The 16,822-nt window shown below is 32.2% G+C and carries 20 protein-coding genes; 4 read left to right on the top strand and 16 right to left on the bottom strand.

The genetic code is table 11. The features are described from left to right. Positions 1-28 precede the first annotated feature (28 nt). Positions 29-853 (top strand): non-homologous end joining protein Ku, encoded by an 825-nt coding sequence (ku, locus tag ACIQ4I_RS08840; RefSeq protein ID WP_403095367.1) that lies wholly within the window; start codon positions 29-31, stop codon positions 851-853. Between the two features lie 536 nt (positions 854-1,389). Here the strand turns inward: ku and ACIQ4I_RS08845 are convergent. The 4 genes from ACIQ4I_RS08845 to ACIQ4I_RS08860 all read right to left on the bottom strand — a co-directional run bounded on the left by ACIQ4I_RS08845 (position 1,390) and on the right by ACIQ4I_RS08860 (position 4,107). Beyond that, positions 1,390-1,971 carry an SH3 domain-containing protein gene (locus ACIQ4I_RS08845; protein ID WP_403095369.1) on the bottom strand — a complete coding sequence of 194 codons (582 nt, stop codon included), beginning with the start codon at positions 1,969-1,971 and terminating at the stop codon, positions 1,390-1,392. 263 nt (positions 1,972-2,234) lie between these two features. Beyond that, positions 2,235-2,759, bottom strand: a complete 525-nt coding sequence (locus ACIQ4I_RS08850; RefSeq protein ID WP_403095371.1) for a hypothetical protein — start codon at positions 2,757-2,759, stop codon at positions 2,235-2,237. Then, complete coding sequence (locus tag ACIQ4I_RS08855; RefSeq protein ID WP_403095373.1) at positions 2,714-3,010, bottom strand: hypothetical protein; 297 nt, start codon at positions 3,008-3,010, stop codon at positions 2,714-2,716. The genes ACIQ4I_RS08850 and ACIQ4I_RS08855 overlap by 46 nt, the downstream gene beginning before the upstream one ends. Positions 3,011-3,837: 827 nt before the next feature. Next, the gene (locus tag ACIQ4I_RS08860) at positions 3,838-4,107 is read right to left on the bottom strand and encodes a hypothetical protein (protein WP_403095376.1); all 270 of its coding nucleotides are present in this window, start codon (positions 4,105-4,107) and stop codon (positions 3,838-3,840) included. A gap of 384 nt (positions 4,108-4,491) precedes the next feature. Here ACIQ4I_RS08860 and ACIQ4I_RS08865 point away from each other — a divergent pair, with 384 nt between their 5' ends. Beyond that, positions 4,492-4,998: a GNAT family N-acetyltransferase gene (locus tag ACIQ4I_RS08865; RefSeq protein ID WP_403096118.1), complete on the top strand. Its 507-nt coding sequence runs from the start codon at positions 4,492-4,494 to the stop codon at positions 4,996-4,998. Between the two features lie 164 nt (positions 4,999-5,162). Here ACIQ4I_RS08865 and ACIQ4I_RS08870 read toward each other — a convergent pair whose 3' ends face one another. The 9 genes from ACIQ4I_RS08870 to ACIQ4I_RS08910 all read right to left on the bottom strand — a co-directional run bounded on the left by ACIQ4I_RS08870 (position 5,163) and on the right by ACIQ4I_RS08910 (position 10,862). Next, on the bottom strand, positions 5,163-5,624 hold the full coding sequence (locus ACIQ4I_RS08870) for a putative iron-sulfur cluster-binding metallochaperone (protein ID WP_403095378.1): 462 nt from the start codon (positions 5,622-5,624) through the stop codon (positions 5,163-5,165). A 13-nt stretch (positions 5,625-5,637) separates the two neighbouring features. Continuing rightward, a complete protein-coding gene (merR, locus tag ACIQ4I_RS08875; RefSeq protein ID WP_403095380.1) occupies positions 5,638-6,039 on the bottom strand; it encodes a mercury resistance transcriptional regulator MerR in 402 nt (133 codons plus the stop codon). 596 nt (positions 6,040-6,635) lie between these two features. Next, the gene (locus ACIQ4I_RS08880; RefSeq protein WP_403095382.1) at positions 6,636-7,103 is read right to left on the bottom strand and encodes a DUF3291 domain-containing protein; all 468 of its coding nucleotides are present in this window, start codon (positions 7,101-7,103) and stop codon (positions 6,636-6,638) included. A 166-nt stretch (positions 7,104-7,269) separates the two neighbouring features. Next, the gene (locus tag ACIQ4I_RS08885; protein WP_403095385.1) at positions 7,270-7,476 is read right to left on the bottom strand and encodes a hypothetical protein; all 207 of its coding nucleotides are present in this window, start codon (positions 7,474-7,476) and stop codon (positions 7,270-7,272) included. Positions 7,477-7,522: 46 nt separating this feature from the next. Next, complete coding sequence (locus tag ACIQ4I_RS08890) at positions 7,523-7,726, bottom strand: helix-turn-helix transcriptional regulator (RefSeq protein WP_403095388.1); 204 nt, start codon at positions 7,724-7,726, stop codon at positions 7,523-7,525. A 14-nt stretch (positions 7,727-7,740) separates the two neighbouring features. Continuing rightward, positions 7,741-8,139 (bottom strand): hypothetical protein, encoded by a 399-nt coding sequence (locus ACIQ4I_RS08895; protein WP_403095391.1) that lies wholly within the window; start codon positions 8,137-8,139, stop codon positions 7,741-7,743. Positions 8,140-9,046: 907 nt separating this feature from the next. Beyond that, the gene (locus tag ACIQ4I_RS08900; protein WP_403095394.1) at positions 9,047-10,075 is read right to left on the bottom strand and encodes an aromatic acid exporter family protein; all 1,029 of its coding nucleotides are present in this window, start codon (positions 10,073-10,075) and stop codon (positions 9,047-9,049) included. 59 nt (positions 10,076-10,134) lie between these two features. Then, positions 10,135-10,575, bottom strand: a complete 441-nt coding sequence (locus ACIQ4I_RS08905; RefSeq protein WP_403095396.1) for a BrxA/BrxB family bacilliredoxin — start codon at positions 10,573-10,575, stop codon at positions 10,135-10,137. 107 nt (positions 10,576-10,682) lie between these two features. After that, positions 10,683-10,862: a hypothetical protein gene (locus ACIQ4I_RS08910; protein WP_403095399.1), complete on the bottom strand. Its 180-nt coding sequence runs from the start codon at positions 10,860-10,862 to the stop codon at positions 10,683-10,685. Between the two features lie 381 nt (positions 10,863-11,243). Here ACIQ4I_RS08910 and ACIQ4I_RS08915 point away from each other — a divergent pair, with 381 nt between their 5' ends. Further along, positions 11,244-11,636 carry a hypothetical protein gene (locus ACIQ4I_RS08915; protein WP_403095402.1) on the top strand — a complete coding sequence of 131 codons (393 nt, stop codon included), beginning with the start codon at positions 11,244-11,246 and terminating at the stop codon, positions 11,634-11,636. A gap of 116 nt (positions 11,637-11,752) precedes the next feature. Here the strand turns inward: ACIQ4I_RS08915 and dacB (ACIQ4I_RS08920) are convergent, their stop codons facing one another. Next, on the bottom strand, positions 11,753-13,210 hold the full coding sequence (gene dacB / locus ACIQ4I_RS08920; RefSeq protein ID WP_403095405.1) for a D-alanyl-D-alanine carboxypeptidase/D-alanyl-D-alanine endopeptidase: 1,458 nt from the start codon (positions 13,208-13,210) through the stop codon (positions 11,753-11,755). 129 nt (positions 13,211-13,339) lie between these two features. After that, positions 13,340-13,774, bottom strand: coding sequence for a DUF1801 domain-containing protein (locus ACIQ4I_RS08925; RefSeq protein ID WP_403095408.1), 435 nt, complete (start codon positions 13,772-13,774; stop codon positions 13,340-13,342). 333 nt (positions 13,775-14,107) lie between these two features. On the opposite strand from ACIQ4I_RS08925, the gene ACIQ4I_RS08930 reads away from it, so the two are divergent. Beyond that, positions 14,108-14,653, top strand: a complete 546-nt coding sequence (locus ACIQ4I_RS08930) for a GNAT family N-acetyltransferase (protein ID WP_403095411.1) — start codon at positions 14,108-14,110, stop codon at positions 14,651-14,653. 80 nt (positions 14,654-14,733) lie between these two features. Here the strand turns inward: ACIQ4I_RS08930 and dacB (ACIQ4I_RS08935) are convergent, their stop codons facing one another. Beyond that, positions 14,734-16,188 (bottom strand): D-alanyl-D-alanine carboxypeptidase/D-alanyl-D-alanine endopeptidase, encoded by a 1,455-nt coding sequence (gene dacB, locus ACIQ4I_RS08935; protein WP_403095414.1) that lies wholly within the window; start codon positions 16,186-16,188, stop codon positions 14,734-14,736. Positions 16,189-16,822 lie beyond the last annotated feature (634 nt).

Raw genomic sequence — 16,822 nt, forward strand, 5'->3', positions numbered from 1 at the left:
AATAAAAAGAAAAAGAAGGTGATCGTTCATGCACACAGTCTGGAAAGGAAGTATTAGCTTCGGTTTAGTAAATATTCCAATTAAGCTACACGCTGCCACTGAAAATAAAGATGTAAAACTTAGACAACTTCACAAAGAATGCAATACACCGATTAGTTATAAAAAAGTTTGTGAAAACTGCAGTAAAGAAGTTACTGAAGATGATATTGTAAAAGCATATGAATATGCGAAAAATAAGTTTGTTGTATTGGATGCGGAAGATCTAGAGAATTTAAGAAAAGAAAATGAGGATAAAGCAGTTGAAATTGTTGATTTTGTAAAATTAGAGGAAATCGATCCGATTTACTTTGAGAAAAGCTATTATATGTCTCCTGACACTACTGGCAACAAAGCATATACACTTTTAAGAAAAACGCTAGAAGAATCAGGGAAAATAGGTATTGCCAAAATTATTATCCGTTCTAAAGAACAACTTGCCGTCGTGCGTGTATATAAAGACACATTGGTGATGGAGACCATTCACTATCCTGACGAAGTAAGAAGCATTAACGATGTTCCGAATATCCCTGCAGAACAAATAGTAGTACAAAAAGAACTTGATACTGCCTTAATGTTAGTTGAACAATTAACAACTGCTTTTGACCCGGACAAATATACAGATGATTACAGAACTGCGTTAATGGAATTAATTGAAGAGAAAAAATCAGAGCATACTGTAACTACGAATAATGTGGAAAGAGAACTTCCAGATAACGTAACCGATTTAATGTCTGCGTTACAAGCATCGTTAAATAAGACGAAGAAACCAACAACTAAAAAACGGACGAAAACGTTAAAAGAAAAGACTTCTTAAATGCAAGAAGTCTTTCCCAAAAGTAAAAAAGTGCAAATCAATGTAATTGAATTTTGCACTTTTTGGCATGTTTGAATATGTTGATTTCCGTTCCACGCGGACGCTTTCCATGAGCGTGACTTGAGCCTCCCCCTTCGTGAGGGGTCTCAAGGCTCACGCATTTGAGGCCACTGAAAAAGTGTAGTAATACAAAAAATTATAGTATATATATGCTATTGGATGAAGTGGAATTAGCTCTGCTTTCCGTGGGCGAACTGACGAGCCTCCTCGTGCGCTTCGCTTCCTGCGGGTCTCGTCTAGTCCGTTTTCCCACAGGAGTCTACGCTATTTCCACTTCAACTAAGATTTCAATACAAGATATTTTTACTTTTTCAGTGGCATCATGCATTTCCCGCAGGAGTTGCCGCCTTCTACTCCAATCAACAGAGTGAATTATACTAAAAATTTTGCCCCATCAAAGGATGATCAGATTTTTGTTATTAAATTAGAACACTATTTTGAAAAGAAGCTTTTTTCAGACAGCCACTTGAATGAAATTAATACTTTACATATGGTTCATAGACATAGCCTATATATTTCTTATTGTTTTTTATATATTGTACATTTACCCATTTTTCTTTAATAGGGCTTTCTACGCTATTACTTTTATAATAAACTTCAACCAATGTTCCCATAGGTATCGTTGTGAGTATCTTCGATTTTACAGAATTACTTTCTCTTAAATTAACTCCTGTTTGAGGAGCAATAATTACATAATCCAGCGAATAATAATTTGCTCTAATATTATCACTTTTAATGTATTTGATTTGAGTTGATTTTCCAGATTTTTTATTTGAAAATTTCACTTTAATCCATTTTTCATTTGTATACTGAATGATTTTCACAGGATTTAAAACGATGTGCTCATTACCTTCAGAATCTTTTTCAGAAAAGCTCTTCTTTATTTCGTCTTGTTTTTTCCCATTAGGTTTATCATAATAGGATGCATTTTGAGCTAACCTTACATAATAGTTTTTGTTAGGGCTATCCTTCATTTTCGCAGAAGCAAATGCAGAACCAACAAATGCACTTAAAAACAGACTGAGAATAATAACAATCGTTGCAAATTTAATTTTCAAACAAAAACTCCTTTTTTGTATTTTGGAACAGCCACTAAAATTTACCACAACAGAAAGATTAATTCAACGATGATTTAATCCTACACATGGAGGATACTGTTCAAAAAGGAAGTTGGATGACGGAAAACCGTTTTCTAACACTAACTCAATTGCAATTTTAATAAGCGTTATTTATTATTACTTCTGAATGATTCTTAAATATTAAAAAGAACCGTTTGCTTATTATGCAAACAGTCCTTTGAAAAATAATAGGATAGCTATTTCTATTTTAATGAAACACCCAAAATTTCAGCTACTTTATTAAGGTTATCTCGGTTTACTTTTATTAATTTTGTAATATTTGTGTTGTTATTACTTGTAATGGCATCTTGTAAAGCATCATATTTCCCATGAATTTCTTCTGCATAGGCCTCACCTTTTTTCGCTTTCAATGGAGGCAGAATGGCAGCATGAAATTCATCATGAAGTTTACCTGCAATAGTGTTCGCAGATTTATAGTCTCCTTTTTTTATATCTTGTTCAATTGTTGTAAAACCATCAAGTTCATCTTTGAATGCCTTTTCCAAAGCTTGGTTATTCTCCATGTCCATACCCTTCATTGAGTCATCTTTTGTGGATTTTGAAGTATTATTACTTTGGGTCTGCGTATTGCTTTGTGATTGATTATTATCTTGAGTTGTTCCACAACCTGCAAGACTAAATGCTAGGCTTGAACCAATAATTATCGCATATATTTTTTTATTCATTTTTTCTTCTTCTTCCTTTTTTTTATTATTAATTTCACCCACATCCATACCCCCGAAATACTTAGAACAATCATACAAATTGCTCCTAAATCGGTAAGAAATATGATGGATGTATTTCCAACGTGTCCTGAGTGTAAAGCAAAAATAAACTCTTGTAACTTCATTTCCCTATTTGAAGAATAACCAATAAGAGAACGATGATTTAGTAAAATTCCTGTTATGGCCATAAGTAACACTAAGATAGATCCTATTAAGCCAGCAGTATGATGGATAATTTTTAGAATTTTGTACATAGATAGAACTCATCACTCACAATTTATTTCATTATAAAGTTGACTACTTACTTTACCACTTTACCCAATAAATAATACCACCTAAAAAGATAAACTTTAAGGACATTTTGAACTATCATATACCCTATGTTTAACAAGTAAATTAAAGTTTATGCAGCGTATGCTCCATATGAAAAATTAAATTCCATTACTAACTGAATCAATTTCATGAATCCGTTTTCGGTTTATAAATACGAACATTTCAACACATTAACTTTTCCATATTCAGATTTGGATGTTCCGCTACAGACGGCGCTTTCCACGGGCTTGACTTCAATCTCCTCGGGCCAACACGATGTTGGTCACGAAGCCGTTGCCACAGGACGTGGCGTTCTTAGGCTTTGTTCCTTAAAATCGTTCCTGCGGGGCTTTCAGCTCAAGCTTTTCCCGTAGGAGTCGCCGTCTTTCGCTCCACGATGTACAAAATTGGATATCACTAAATGCTCGTATTTCGTATAAATTTTGCATTATGAAATTGATTCAACTAAGTTCTTTTATTAAAATCTATAAATACTTTTAACCCTTTACTGTATTAGGTAAGATTTCATTTGTCTAATTAATGTTAAAATAATTTATCAATTTAGAGGGGAAACAAGAAGCTTTACAAAAGCGCTTTATAAAGCACAAAAAATAAACCGTAGTCTAAACAGTATTTTGTTTAGCTACGGTTTTTAATTATATTATTATTAGATTATAAATTACGAAATGCACTGTAATAATGGTTAATATTCGCTTTTCTCCACTCGACACACGGTTCATTTATTATAATCATTAAAAAGTTGGAATCGTTATTTTTTTTGACTCACTACATCTAAGCACCAAGAAAAATTATCCCAAGCAGAGTACCAGCCGTTAAAAAGTTCGGATGAATCATCCCAACGGACATCGAATTTCTTCTGACCGTTTACATCCACTAAATATAAAGCAAGTGTCTCATCCGCCTTAGAAACAGCTAACTGCATACCACTTTGAAGTTCTTCTTCAGTAAATGGAACGTCCGAAACTGAACGTAGCTGTGCTTGTTCAAATACTTGTTTGTTCATGATTTTATAATTCATAATAAACCTCCAATAAAACTTTCTGTTATGTTAAGCTCCTACTTCATCTGTAAATCATAGGACTATAAAAGTATATCCTATTTTCGTTCAGTATTGTAAACAATAAAAAATAAGCTTTATTTCTTTTCAAGTGAACCTAGCATTAAGATAGGTGTATTTCTAAAAATCGTCACAAAAAGAACTCATTCATCCATCAGGAATTGTTCTTAAAATGAAAGTGTTGATACTAAAGGTTTATTAGTGTAAAATTTTAAAAATCCATCAATTACCATAAAATGAAAATTTAATAGCCATTTCATAACGACAAAGGAGAATAATATGAATATTGACATAGTTTTTGGAGACTTCCCTGAATTAGCGTCTGAAAATTTATTGTTTTAAAAAATAGAAGAGCCCCATTTACAAGAAGTATTTATGATCTATGACAATAAAAATGTATTTGAATACTGTGGAATTATTCCAAAACATAACATACATACAGTACGGAAAATGATTGGTCATTTTGAAAGGGATTTTCATAAAAAAAGTAGGATCAAGTGGGGAATATTTGTAAAAAACGAGAGCAATAAATTGGTGGGAATAATTGAATGTATGGATTTCAATAAAAAAGTAAACATGGTATCTATTGGATACTTTTTAGCAGAGGCATATTGGGGAAAAGGTATTGCATCAGAATCAGTTCGTACAGTAATAAAATTTTTATTTGAAGAAGTTAGTATTAACCGTATTCAAGCAGAAGTTATGCCTGCAAACGAGATTTCCAAAAAAGTCCTTCTAAAAAATGGTTTTACAAAAGAAGGATTGATAAGACAAGCTACATTATGGTCCGGAAAAGGGATAGTAGATTTAGAAATGTATAGCATACTAAGTGAGGACTACATGGAGAATTAAATACGGACAACTTTAATCAGGAGCTTTTAAGTATTGGTCCAATTGCAACATAAAAATACCCCGTAAATGTTAGTTTCATGTCTAACATTTACGGGGCAGTTCATTCCTACAGTTGACTTTTTCCTTTTTATTAAAATAAAACGTCGATTAGTTGTATATTCATATCATTTTTTTATGCTTTTTATATGCTTTGTAACATTCCCTAAACAACAACTACCTTGAGGATTATTTACCTCACAACCACATCTGTTTTCCTTTATGTTTAATCGGATATGTTCAAGTGGATTAGGGGAAAGTTCTTGTTTTATATATTCCCCAATTTTCTCTTTTGTCCAATCAAAGCAATAACAAATAGAAGTAGTTGTAGAGGTATCTTTTTGATGTACTGCTACTTTTATGTCAGATACAAGGTACTTTTCGTTATTGGCATCAAAGTAAACTACCTCACAATCTTCAGTTGAACAAAAATAGTGATCAATTTTCACATTTAATGTTTCTAATGAGGTTGGTTTAAGTAATGATTTTAGTGTAATTAACTTTACATTTTTAGCTTTATTTTTACAAGATGGACATATACCATCATTTTCAGTTTCTATTTCTTTGAGGTTGCTACTACAACAATCCATCGTTCTCCCACCTTTACTTATCATTCATTAAAGTTTCAATAATAGGACACTCATGTAGTGACTTTTCGTCAGGACAACATTCTTTTAAATTTATAAGCATGTGTTCGATTCGTTTTAAATCTCTAATTTTATTTTGTACTTCATCAATTTTTTGAATTACAAAGTCATACATATCCCTACATCGTTCATTATCTTTATCAACAACTCCAAGCAATTTATTAATTTCAGCTAAAGAAAACCCTAATTCTTTCATTTGTTTGATAAAATGTATACGATCAACAGTATCTTCTGAATAAACCCTATACCCTGCATTTGTACGAGATGGTTCAGAAAGTAACCCTATCCTTTCGTAATATCTGATTGTTTCTTTATTAACACTACATTTCTCAGCTAGTTCACTAATACGATATCCCAACTAATCACCCCGTATAAATTATAGACCCTGTACCATAGTACAGAGTAAAGAGTATTTTATATTTGTTATTTTCAACTAATCTGCTCTGATAGTACAATAAGTTCAGCAAAAAGAGCGTTAAATCCTTGTTTTGGATCAACGCCCTCGTTAATTAAAAAATATTTTATTGTTCGCCAATTCCCATTGCTAATAATAATAGAAAAGCACTGGTCAAAACAAAGGCATTTCCTAATTAACCGATAATTAAAGGAATACGTCGTTTAGACATTACCCAAGAGAGTATAGCGAGAAAAAAACCAATAACTGATAAAGAACTAAAAAGGGTGATACCAAAATAAACATCAGCATTTGGTCCTCTTAGTGCATAGAAAACAATAAAACTTATTATTCAGGTAATATTGATGTAACACCTAAAATGTTTCCTACTTTTCTCTTATCCAAATTTATAAACGCCCCCCACTTTTATTTACGTATATAAATTTTACCATATTTATTCATATATATATAATTCCTTCTATTAATTACTTTTAATTGGATTATCCTGTCCCCTTTGTTGAAGAACATTCTTTCACTTATAAAATTTGCATTGCCCACCGTTACTTAATCAAGCACTTCTCTCCATTTTCATTAAACGGGTGCTTAAAATCAAACGCATAAGGAGTAGGTCCATGCTGAATATAGTAGTTATATCTCTTGAATGCCTCCTTCCATGAGACATCCGTCTGCTTCTCTGTCCACCAGACTACATATGATAGGTGTTTCTCTTGATAAGGCTCCATCCATTTACTCCTATCTCTCAATGCTTGCCTATGCTGCCCTGAATAAGTAAAACGATATAAGGATTGAAGACTTTTCCATATCGTTAGTGTAAGAGTAGGGAAACCCTCCAGCTTTTTGATTTCTTCATTAAAATGGGCCCCTTTTGGTGCAATCAATTCTATAAGTTGGCCAGATTTAGCTGCTTGACGTACTATTTCATCACCCACTTCAAAAAATTCACGAGATGCAGGGTGGTCATAGGGTTTATCTAGTTTACCAACAGTATAAATTGATACAAATGCCATAAACAGACCTCCATCTAAAGTTTCTACCTATTATATTCAAGTAAGATGGAATTTCATAACAAAATCTTTGTCATACAAATAGTTAAAAAAAGTTCTATTAGTGAACTACTTGTTCCTAATACAAATTAAAAAAAGCCAGCTGAGCTGACTTTTTCTTTACTTAATTTTACTTTATAAAAAATGCAACAATCCATATTATAATACATAGAATTCCGCCCAAAAATTGCCCTAACCCTGAAGCTTCTCCCATTAGCAATAAATTGAAGATGTTTTTTCTTTTTTGAGTTTTCCCAAATAAGGCATCGTCTGTTCTCATACGATAAAGCCCCCAAACTATTAAAACTATCCCAAAAATTAATAATAAATGATGCATTTTATTCCTCCGTTGTTCTTTTAATAGGTCCATCTTTTGAAATGTGTTATTTATCATCCTCATCAAAAATAAAAGTTTCTTCAATTGATAAATTAAAAACTGAAGCTATTTTATACGCAAGTAGGATAGATGGATTATATTTTTGTTTTTCTAATGAGATGATTGTTCTTGAAGATACACTTACTCTCTCTGCTAATTCTTGTTGTGTTATTCCATGTTCTATTCGCAATTCTTTTACTCTATTTTTCATTAATTCACACCCAATTAAAGAATATGATTATAATATTTTCTAGATAAGATTTCACAAATTATTAAAGATATTAAAACAATAATTAAAGAAGTATTTGCTGAAATTACCACAAAATTTAATAGAAACAAAATAATTAAAATTTCAAACACCAAAATTTGCAAAGAAAAGTAGGCAACTTTTCCATCAATTAAAGCATCTCTTTCGTCATACTCCTTCGATAATTCCTTTTCTAGTGATTTGTTCTTTCTTGATTTAATGTAAGAAATCATTGAATACAACAAAATTATTCCACCTGAGAATAACATGAGATAACCATAATTAATTCCTGCTGATGTATCAAGAATTATTTGAATGCTTCCAAATATTATCAACAAGGTTGATACTAGCATTCGCTGTATGAATAGATTTTTCAAATATACCTCTCCTAACCAAAATACTCTATGAAGTTTATTTCACGTGAAACAAACTTCATGTGAAGTTAACTTCACTATAATGTATCTTAATACAAAAATCAAGTGATATTTTCTTTTAAAGTAACTGGATATTTCATTTTTTAAAATCATTCTAGTTTTAACTCAACTCTATTCAATTAACGTTCTAGTTGAAGAAGAATGACCATTATGTTTAAAAGAAAATGCTTACTCTACCGAAGAAAATAAAAATGTATCACAGGAAGTATTCTAGATCCTTCCGTGTGATACATTTTCATTTTTGGTTCAATTTGTTTTGTGTAGCATGATTTATCATCTCTAGTGTACTCATTAATATCACCTCCCACTCGACTATATTAAATAGCGAATAGGAAGTATATTACATATCCCTTAGTGTTTGTTATTGCATTTCTTTTGAACTTTCACTTTCGGAGACTTCATTTCCCTGAATGTTCCGGCATCTATTGTAATACCGTTACTTCTAACATTCACTTGGAAACCACCTTTTAATAAGGTTAAGAACAAAAAATCGCTTTCTATGCATTATCTTTGTAACAAAAAATCCCTAAAATAATAAAAATCACAATAATTATAGTCCATACATACCAATTTTCAATAAGTATATTAATCATTACTCTTCATCCTTTTTTATTCATCATTAATATGTTCCGGTAGTTTATTATTTGTTTTAATAATGATTAACATACTTTTTGGTTTATCTACGTAAGGCCTAGGAAATTTGTTTGTATAGCAGTAACTCTACGATATTTGGGTGATAGTTCAGAAACGATATTAAAAGGTATACGGACTGCATGTGAAGCAATTAAAAATGTATCACTTGAAGTATTCAAAAAAGCACTTCAATTGTGATACATTTTTTATTTTTGATTCAATTTGGGGAACTTTTTGGGGGACCATCCTGTTTTTCAACTTTGGATTTTTTCGCCAAACGTCTATATGATGGGGTTATCCCCTTGAAATCCTGCTTTATCGCAAGGTATCTATCCATTTCTTCGATGAATTGATAAAGTGATGCCATTGCTAAAAATTTCTCATGTGTTGATGGTAGTGGTAATATTGCAAAGTCTGTCTTTACGTCTTCTAATTTACTGCGGTATTTTTTTGCAGTATTTCCTGAATGGACATTTTCAGATAACTCTTCCATAAAATCTGCAACAAGTTCAGATTGTTCTACAATTACGGGTAAGGTTGTAATCTTCGGTAATACCCTTTCAATAATTTCTAACTGTCGTTCACGAATATCAAAATATTGATAGTAGAGATTTTCATGTCGAGTGAGATGATTTTCAACATCTTGATATGCAAGTGCCTTTGCTTTATTAATCACATTATTCGCTTCAACAAGTTCTTTCCCATCCCAGCTCGTATCCCCATTACGCAAATATTTAGCAATTTCTTTAAAAATCGAACTATATTGTACCTCTATTTTCAAACGATATTCATCTAATTTATGTCGTATATCCGGCATATACATATTCACTGCTAAGGCTGTACCAAAACCAATTAGCATTAAAGATAATTCGTTAGATACTAAACTCCATGTGAAATTTGCAGTAGAAAATATATGTAAAATAATAACGACAGAAGATACGAATCCAGGTGTTACTTTAATCATAACGAGAATCGGTAAGAAGAATAAGATCATTAACCCTAAAACCCATGAATGATACCCAAATAATTCAAAGAAGGAAACAGACATGATTATACCGATTAAAGTTGCCATAACCCTTGTATATACTGCATGAACAGATTTTCGTTTCGTAGATTGTACGCAAAGTATCGTTAAGATCGCTGCGGATGAAAAGAACTCCAATTGAAAATATTGGGCAATTCCAATTGATATCGCTGCACCTAGCGCAGTTTTTAAAATTCGAGAGCCAATATGATACCTCTTCACTATTATCACCCCTAAAAAAAGAGCACTATAGTAAAATAGCGCTCTCTTTATTAAAATGGCTAAACTTCTTTACAATACTCTTCGAAGTAAGCTTGAATCGAAGTAATAACTGACATTGGATCATGTCCTTCAATTTCATGACGACCGATTTCTGCAACAAGTTGGCCATCTTTTAATAATACGAATGATGGTGATGACGGAATGTGATCTTCACCAAAGTGCATACGTGCTTGCGCAGTAGCTTCTTTATCTTGACCTGCAAATACAGTTACTAAATGATCTGGACGTTTGTCGTAGTTTATCGCATGAGCAGCTGCTGGACGTGCAATACCACCTGCACAACCACATACAGAGTTAACCATAACAAAAGTAACACCTTTTCTTTTGATTGCTTCGTCAACTTCTTCTGCTGTTTTTAATTCTTCATAGCCATTCGCAGTCATTTCACCGCGTGCTTGACGTAACATATCTTGCATAAATAAATCATAATCCATATTCATAGAAAATCGCTCCTTTCAGCTTCAATTAATACTATAACAGGTGTAACAAAGGTTTTCAAAGTAGTTGTTTTAAAATCACATCAATTTAATCGGAATATGTTCGTAAACTAATCATCATGCGGATCTAACTTTCCAGTTCCCTTTAAATAAAAATAGGTACCAAGAATAAATAAACCCGTGCAAATAAACATCATAAAACCATTCCATTTACTATGAAACAGCGTTACATTTGTTAGAACTACGAATTGCATTAGAACAATGACAATATATAGTAATCTCTGATTCAAAGAATTTCCCCCTAGTTACTGAATGAGAGTACTGATAAATTAATACAAATATTAATAATATATATCTAATATTGCATGAAGTGGAATTAGCTCCGCTTTCCGTGGGCGAACTGACGAGCCTCCTCGCTGCGCTGTGGGGTCTCGTCTAGCTCTTTTTCCCACAGGAGTCTCCGCTAATTCCACTTCAATAAAGCTCAATACAAGATTTTATTAAAAAATTCATTTACTATTACTTTTAAGTGACCTCTGAAAATAATCTTATGTATTTATATTCGACGTCAGAACTTGAAATTCATTGTCTAGAAGGAATAATTTTAACAAATTCTAATTTTAGATATTATTTAAAGGTACTTCAAATAAACCCGTTTAGGTGGTGGGACTTTGCGAAAATATATGTTTTTAGGCTTAATTTTGAGTTTATTCTTCTTAATAGCTTGTAGTGCTAAAACACAGTCTCTCAAAGCGTTTTATGCAGATGAACAAATTAAAAACGTAGATAAGATCATCTTAACTGATGGAAGCACTGGCTCCTCTAAAACAATAACAAAACCACAACAAATCAATGAATTGCTTGGGCTTATTCGTGATATTGAATTTTCTCCTCAAGACAATCAAGAAAAGCGGGAAGGTTGGAGATATAGTATTGCTCTTTATGATGGGGATAAAGAATTTAAATTCACATTAGATAAAATTGGTAAAACGTATTATGACACCGAACCTGAAATATATCCAATCATAGAAGATTATTATAAAAAATTAGAAATAAAAGATTAAATCAACGTCAATATTTAACAGAGTCATAAAATAAAATTCTAAAACTCCCAAAAAAGAAATCAGATCATTTCAGCCTCAGATTTAGGGGCTAAAATGATCTTACTTCTTGGAGTTCATCACAATTCCTCCGCCATCGCTTCTACAATTTCATCAATAGCAGGAACCGTACCTTTTTGATTTTGCACTAAAATACTAAATGAATATGGCATACCACTGCTTCCAATTAAATATCCACTTAAAGTATTGACACCTTCGATTGCGCCTGTTTTCGCAAAGACTCTACCTTCAGTGAATGGTGTTTTCAATCTATTTCGAAGCGAGCCACCAATCATTCTATCTGAGTTTGCAGCAACCGGTAAACTATTGAAAAAAGTACCGTACCACTGTTTTTCTCCTTGGACAATGAATAATAGCTGTGTTAAATCAATACTAGAAACGCTATTATTATTCGACATACCTGAACCGTCTACAAAAAACCAATCATCAATGTTTAGCTGTCTGGATGTTGCATATTGTTTCAAAACCCTTAACCCTGCTTTTGTACTCCCCTGATCCAGCATTACTTTCCCCATTGTCTTTACTAAAATATCTGCGATACCGTTATTGCTTAATTTCATATAAGGTACCATTAATTGAGCGAGTGGAATGGATTGTTTTTGTACAATTAGTGTTGCGTCTGTTGGTGTTTTTCCATGATAAAATTTATCCTGTGAATATTGAATATTTTGTTTTTCAAGTGCGTGTTTAAATAACAAAAGTGTATGCATTGTAGGATTGGGAACCGTAATCCATTCTTTCCAACTCTTATTGATAGGTAAATTTCCGCTAACCACCACTTTATTTTTCCTATATTCACGTTCAATTTTCAACGTAGTATATTGATTTGCAGCAACTGTTTTTGCATGATTTTCAATGACTAATTCGCCCAACTCAGGTGTAATAGTAAGGCTTGGTTTCTCTCCAATTGTCTTACCCAGTGCTTCAACAATAACTGTACCAGAATCGTAATCGCTATCTGGTGAAAGTGTTAATGCCGTAATCGGCGCTGCATAATAATAAGACTCATCATCCTTTTTAATGTCTGGTGTGAGTAAATCTTGATCAAACCAGAAATCATCACCAATAATTCGACCATCTATTTTCTTGATTCCTTGATCAGCAAAAAAAGAAGCAAATTGATCAAGATCTTCAACAGTTAATGTAGGGTCACCAGTACCTTGTATATAAAGATCACCATGCAATATTCCATTTTTCACATTACCAGTAGTATAAATATTCGTCCTAAATCGATAATTTCCACCTAATTCAGTTAATGCAGCAGCACTCGTTAACAACTTCATATTAGAAGCTGGCTTTTGCTGCCTATTCCCATTGAAATCATAAATGACTTTTCCAAAATCATCTCGAATTGCAATACTTACTTCAGCATTAGCCATTTTTTCGTTTACAATTTTCTTGACTGATTGATCGAGTCTTTGAATTGTTGAAGTATTGGCTTCAGCTAATGTATGTACACTTATCAAACAAAAAACGAGCATACACGAAACTAGAAGCATGCTTATCTTTTTTTGCATTTGATCTCTCCTCGATGGTAGAATATCCTAACTTTTAAGGTGATATTTCAATTGTGGATTTGGAAGTTAGGAATTAACACGACTATTTTGCCCATTTTAAAGAACAAAATTACATCGGAAGAAAAATTATCATTTTTTATTTACTTCATAACATTCGATCCATTTTTCCATAGACATTCGAGCTACTAACTCTCCTATCAAATCGTAAGGAATATTTTTGGTACTTGTAAATCGAATACAGCTTTTCCCCATATTTAATTTTGTCGGCACTCTTTTACTATATTCGTCTTGGAACCATTGTAGTAATTTTGCATTTCCGTAGATCCCCATATGATAAAGTGCAATATGTCTTTTTTGTACACCTAAACTGATAAATGGCAATGGTGTATTCGGCGTTACATGATAACCACTCGGATAAGTCGTTAATGGCACAACATAAGAAATCATGTTATATTGCATTACTTTTTCAAAGCCCTCTGGAATATTGTTATCAACTTCATTCATAAGTCGAATATATGCATCTTTCCATTTATCATCAATTGAATTAATATACTCTTCAAACATAATATATCCCCCTTTTAATTTAAAAAGATTGTTTTAATTGAAATATTTTATAATTATAGGTTCTCTCTACTATAACCATAACAAAAACATCCGAACTCAATCAATGAAATCGAACGTTTTTTGTTTGTTGATTGACAATAAAGTTGTTAATATCCAAATAAAGGTATTTAAAAATACCCATTGTTCTTCAACAATCTGTTTAGATTGTTGAAGAACGTTTTAAAGCAAACGTAGATTTAAGTTGAAATATTTCTTTGGAATTTTGTGAGCTTTCCTTAAACTAAGGAATAGGGATTTATTGAATTTATAATTGCTAGTGGGAGGGAATTCAGAGTGCTTACTGTTGAGATTAAAAGGCCAAGAATTGAGAACATTAAAGAGTTAAATCATTTCTTTAGGCTGGTGATTACAGACACGTTTACTAAAGAAGGTATCGGAGAAAAGTTGGATGACATTGAAGATGAAATCGAAGCTAAGGAAAAATACTTAGAAAGTGATTTTGAAAGTAATGGGGAAAATCGATATTTTTTGATTGCTTTATATGATGATAAAATTATTGGTTCGATCGAATATGGTCCAGCAAGCGAGTTGATATGTAATTGTACAAAAAATGCTTTAAAAAATCTAATTGAAATTGGTACAGTATTTGTTCATCCTGACTATCAGAGTAATGGGGTAGGTAATTTACTCTTGAATTCAATGTATATTACTTTACAACAAAGGGGCATCGAAGAATTTTGTTTAGATAGTGGATATATTCGTGCACAAAATATCTGGAAAAAGAAATTTGGATATCCTGATTATTTGTTGAAGGATTATTGGGACGATGGATATGATCATATGATTTGGAGAATCAAGGTCGAAAATTTATTAAAATAGATTTTTTCCCGTTTTGAGTTACCTTTCCATTTAGAAAATGCAAAAGGAAGATGAATGAGATATCATCTTCCTTTTACGAATTATAATTGCCCGGCCATGACTTCTACAATTGCATCAATTGCAGGAATTGTGCCCGATTTATTTTGCACTAAAATACTAAACGTATAAGGTTTCCCACTATTTCCAATCAGATAACCACTCAATGTATTTACACCACTCAATGATCCTGTTTTTGCAATAACTTTTTCAGCTGTAAGTGGTGATTTTAGACGATTGCGTAGTGTACCTCCTACCATTCTTTCTGGATTTGCAGCAACTGGTAGACTGTTAAAATATGTGTTAAACCATTTCTCCTTTTGAACAGTGAACAAAAGTTGAGTTAAATTGATACTTGATACTCTGTTACTATGTGACATACCTGAGCCATCTTCAAACGACCATTCATCTATATTCAAATGGCGGGATTTTGCATACTCCCTTAATACTTTTAAGCCCGCTTTTGTACTACCTTGATGCATTTTTTCTTTCCCCATCGTTTTTACTAAAATATCAGCAATTCCATTATTACTTAATTTCATATAAGGAATCATCAATTGAGAGAGTGGCATTGATTGTTTTTGGGCAATCAGTTTTGCATTATTAGGAGTTTTTGCACGATACAGCTTGTCCTTTGAATATTGGACATTCTTTTGATCTAGTAAATGTTTAAACATTGTTATCGTGTGAGTTGTTGGATTTTGTACCGTTACCCATTCTTTTAAGCTTTTATTGATCGGCACATTTCCACTTACAACTATTTTATTTGTTCTAAATTGACGTTCAATTGTAATTGTATTTGGCTGATTAGATTCAACAGTTTTTGAATTATTTTCAATAACCAAATCTCCTAATTCAGGCGTAATTGTGAGAGTAGGCTTATCACCAACCTTCTCACCTTTCGCTTCTACTATAATCGTACCAGAATCATAATCATTATTTGGTGAAGTAGTCAATGCCGTTATCGGAGCTGCATAATAGTAAGATTCATCGTCTTCATCAATACCCGGCGTTAACAAATCTTGGTCAAACCAAAAGTCATCTGCCACAATACGACCATCGATTTGTTTAATTCCTAGAGCTGAAATGCTTCCAACAAACTGTTCTAGATCTTCTTTATTTAAAGTTGGATCACCTGTACCTTGAAGATATATGTCCCCCTTTAAGACACCATTTTTTATCTTCCCAGTATAAAAAGCATTTGTTTTAAAACGATAGTTTTCTCCTAAAATCTCTAAAGCCGCTGCACTTGTTAGCAACTTCATATTAGATGCAGGTTTTTGCTTCTGATTTCCATTTAAATCATAGATGACATTGCCTTTCTCATCTCTAATCGCAATACTGACATCAGCATCAGCCATTTTCTCGCTAACAATTTTCTGGACGGATTGATCAAGCGTTTGAATTTGGGATGTACTAGCTTCTGCTGATGTATGTACACCAAACAATCCGAAAGCAACAATACAAGAAGTTAGAAACATACTGACTTTTTTCTTCATACGATTTCCCCTTTGCAATAGAATATTCTAGCTCTTCATAAGAATTCAATATTCTTATTTCCATTTCCTATTAATATAAGAAAATCAGTTCTATCGATAGAGTTTTTCGCATTTTGTAAGGTACTTCTAATCACTTGTAATGAAGATTATTATTATTAAATCTCACAATTGAATTCAAATTAGTACTTTTACTCTTCATATTTTATTTTCTTCGTCATGCCATCATTAATTGTAATATTTTGTCCAGCGATAAAATCATTCGATGGAAGTGTTATAAATAGATCTGCTTGTGCCATCTGGCCATCCTACAAGACTGGCTAGATGTTGCGCATGATAATGTTCTGTTAATTCATCATAGTCTCCTTTCTAATTCGATTGCCACAAAAAAAAGAGTCCCTTATACTCTGTAATATAAGATACAAAATAGCCTTGTTAAATTATTTTTAACAAGGCTAACTTAACTTTCTTGTTCAACTAAAGCACCCTTTAGTTTAAGTACATCTTTTCACAACCCCTAAATAAAATTAACATGATTATCCAAATAAAATAATTCTACTTTATTATTCATTTATTAAAAAGAACTCAATTTTCTATTTTTCGAGCTATACAGTTATTTATGAGATAAAAGTAAAAG

Origin of the sequence: Rummeliibacillus sp. NPDC094406 (assembly GCF_044763875.1) — a bacterium.
Classification (GTDB): domain Bacteria; phylum Bacillota; class Bacilli; order Bacillales_A; family Planococcaceae; genus Rummeliibacillus.

Coding starts and splice junctions, on each gene's coding strand:
- ACIQ4I_RS08905 (WP_403095396.1), bottom strand. CDS start 10,575: ATGAATATGGATTATGATTTATTTATGCAAGATATGTTACGTCAAGCA.
- dacB (WP_403095414.1), bottom strand. CDS start 16,188: ATGAAGAAAAAAGTCAGTATGTTTCTAACTTCTTGTATTGTTGCTTTC.
- ACIQ4I_RS08860 (WP_403095376.1), bottom strand. CDS start 4,107: ATGAATTATAAAATCATGAACAAACAAGTATTTGAACAAGCACAGCTA.
- ACIQ4I_RS08890 (WP_403095388.1), bottom strand. CDS start 7,726: ATGAAAAATAGAGTAAAAGAATTGCGAATAGAACATGGAATAACACAA.
- ACIQ4I_RS08925 (WP_403095408.1), bottom strand. CDS start 13,774: ATGTTTGAAGAGTATATTAATTCAATTGATGATAAATGGAAAGATGCA.
- ku (WP_403095367.1), top strand. CDS start 29: ATGCACACAGTCTGGAAAGGAAGTATTAGCTTCGGTTTAGTAAATATT.
- ACIQ4I_RS08870 (WP_403095378.1), bottom strand. CDS start 5,624: ATGGATTGTTGTAGTAGCAACCTCAAAGAAATAGAAACTGAAAATGAT.
- dacB (WP_403095405.1), bottom strand. CDS start 13,210: ATGCAAAAAAAGATAAGCATGCTTCTAGTTTCGTGTATGCTCGTTTTT.
- ACIQ4I_RS08855 (WP_403095373.1), bottom strand. CDS start 3,010: ATGTACAAAATTCTAAAAATTATCCATCATACTGCTGGCTTAATAGGA.
- ACIQ4I_RS08885 (WP_403095385.1), bottom strand. CDS start 7,476: ATGCATCATTTATTATTAATTTTTGGGATAGTTTTAATAGTTTGGGGG.
- ACIQ4I_RS08880 (WP_403095382.1), bottom strand. CDS start 7,103: ATGGCATTTGTATCAATTTATACTGTTGGTAAACTAGATAAACCCTAT.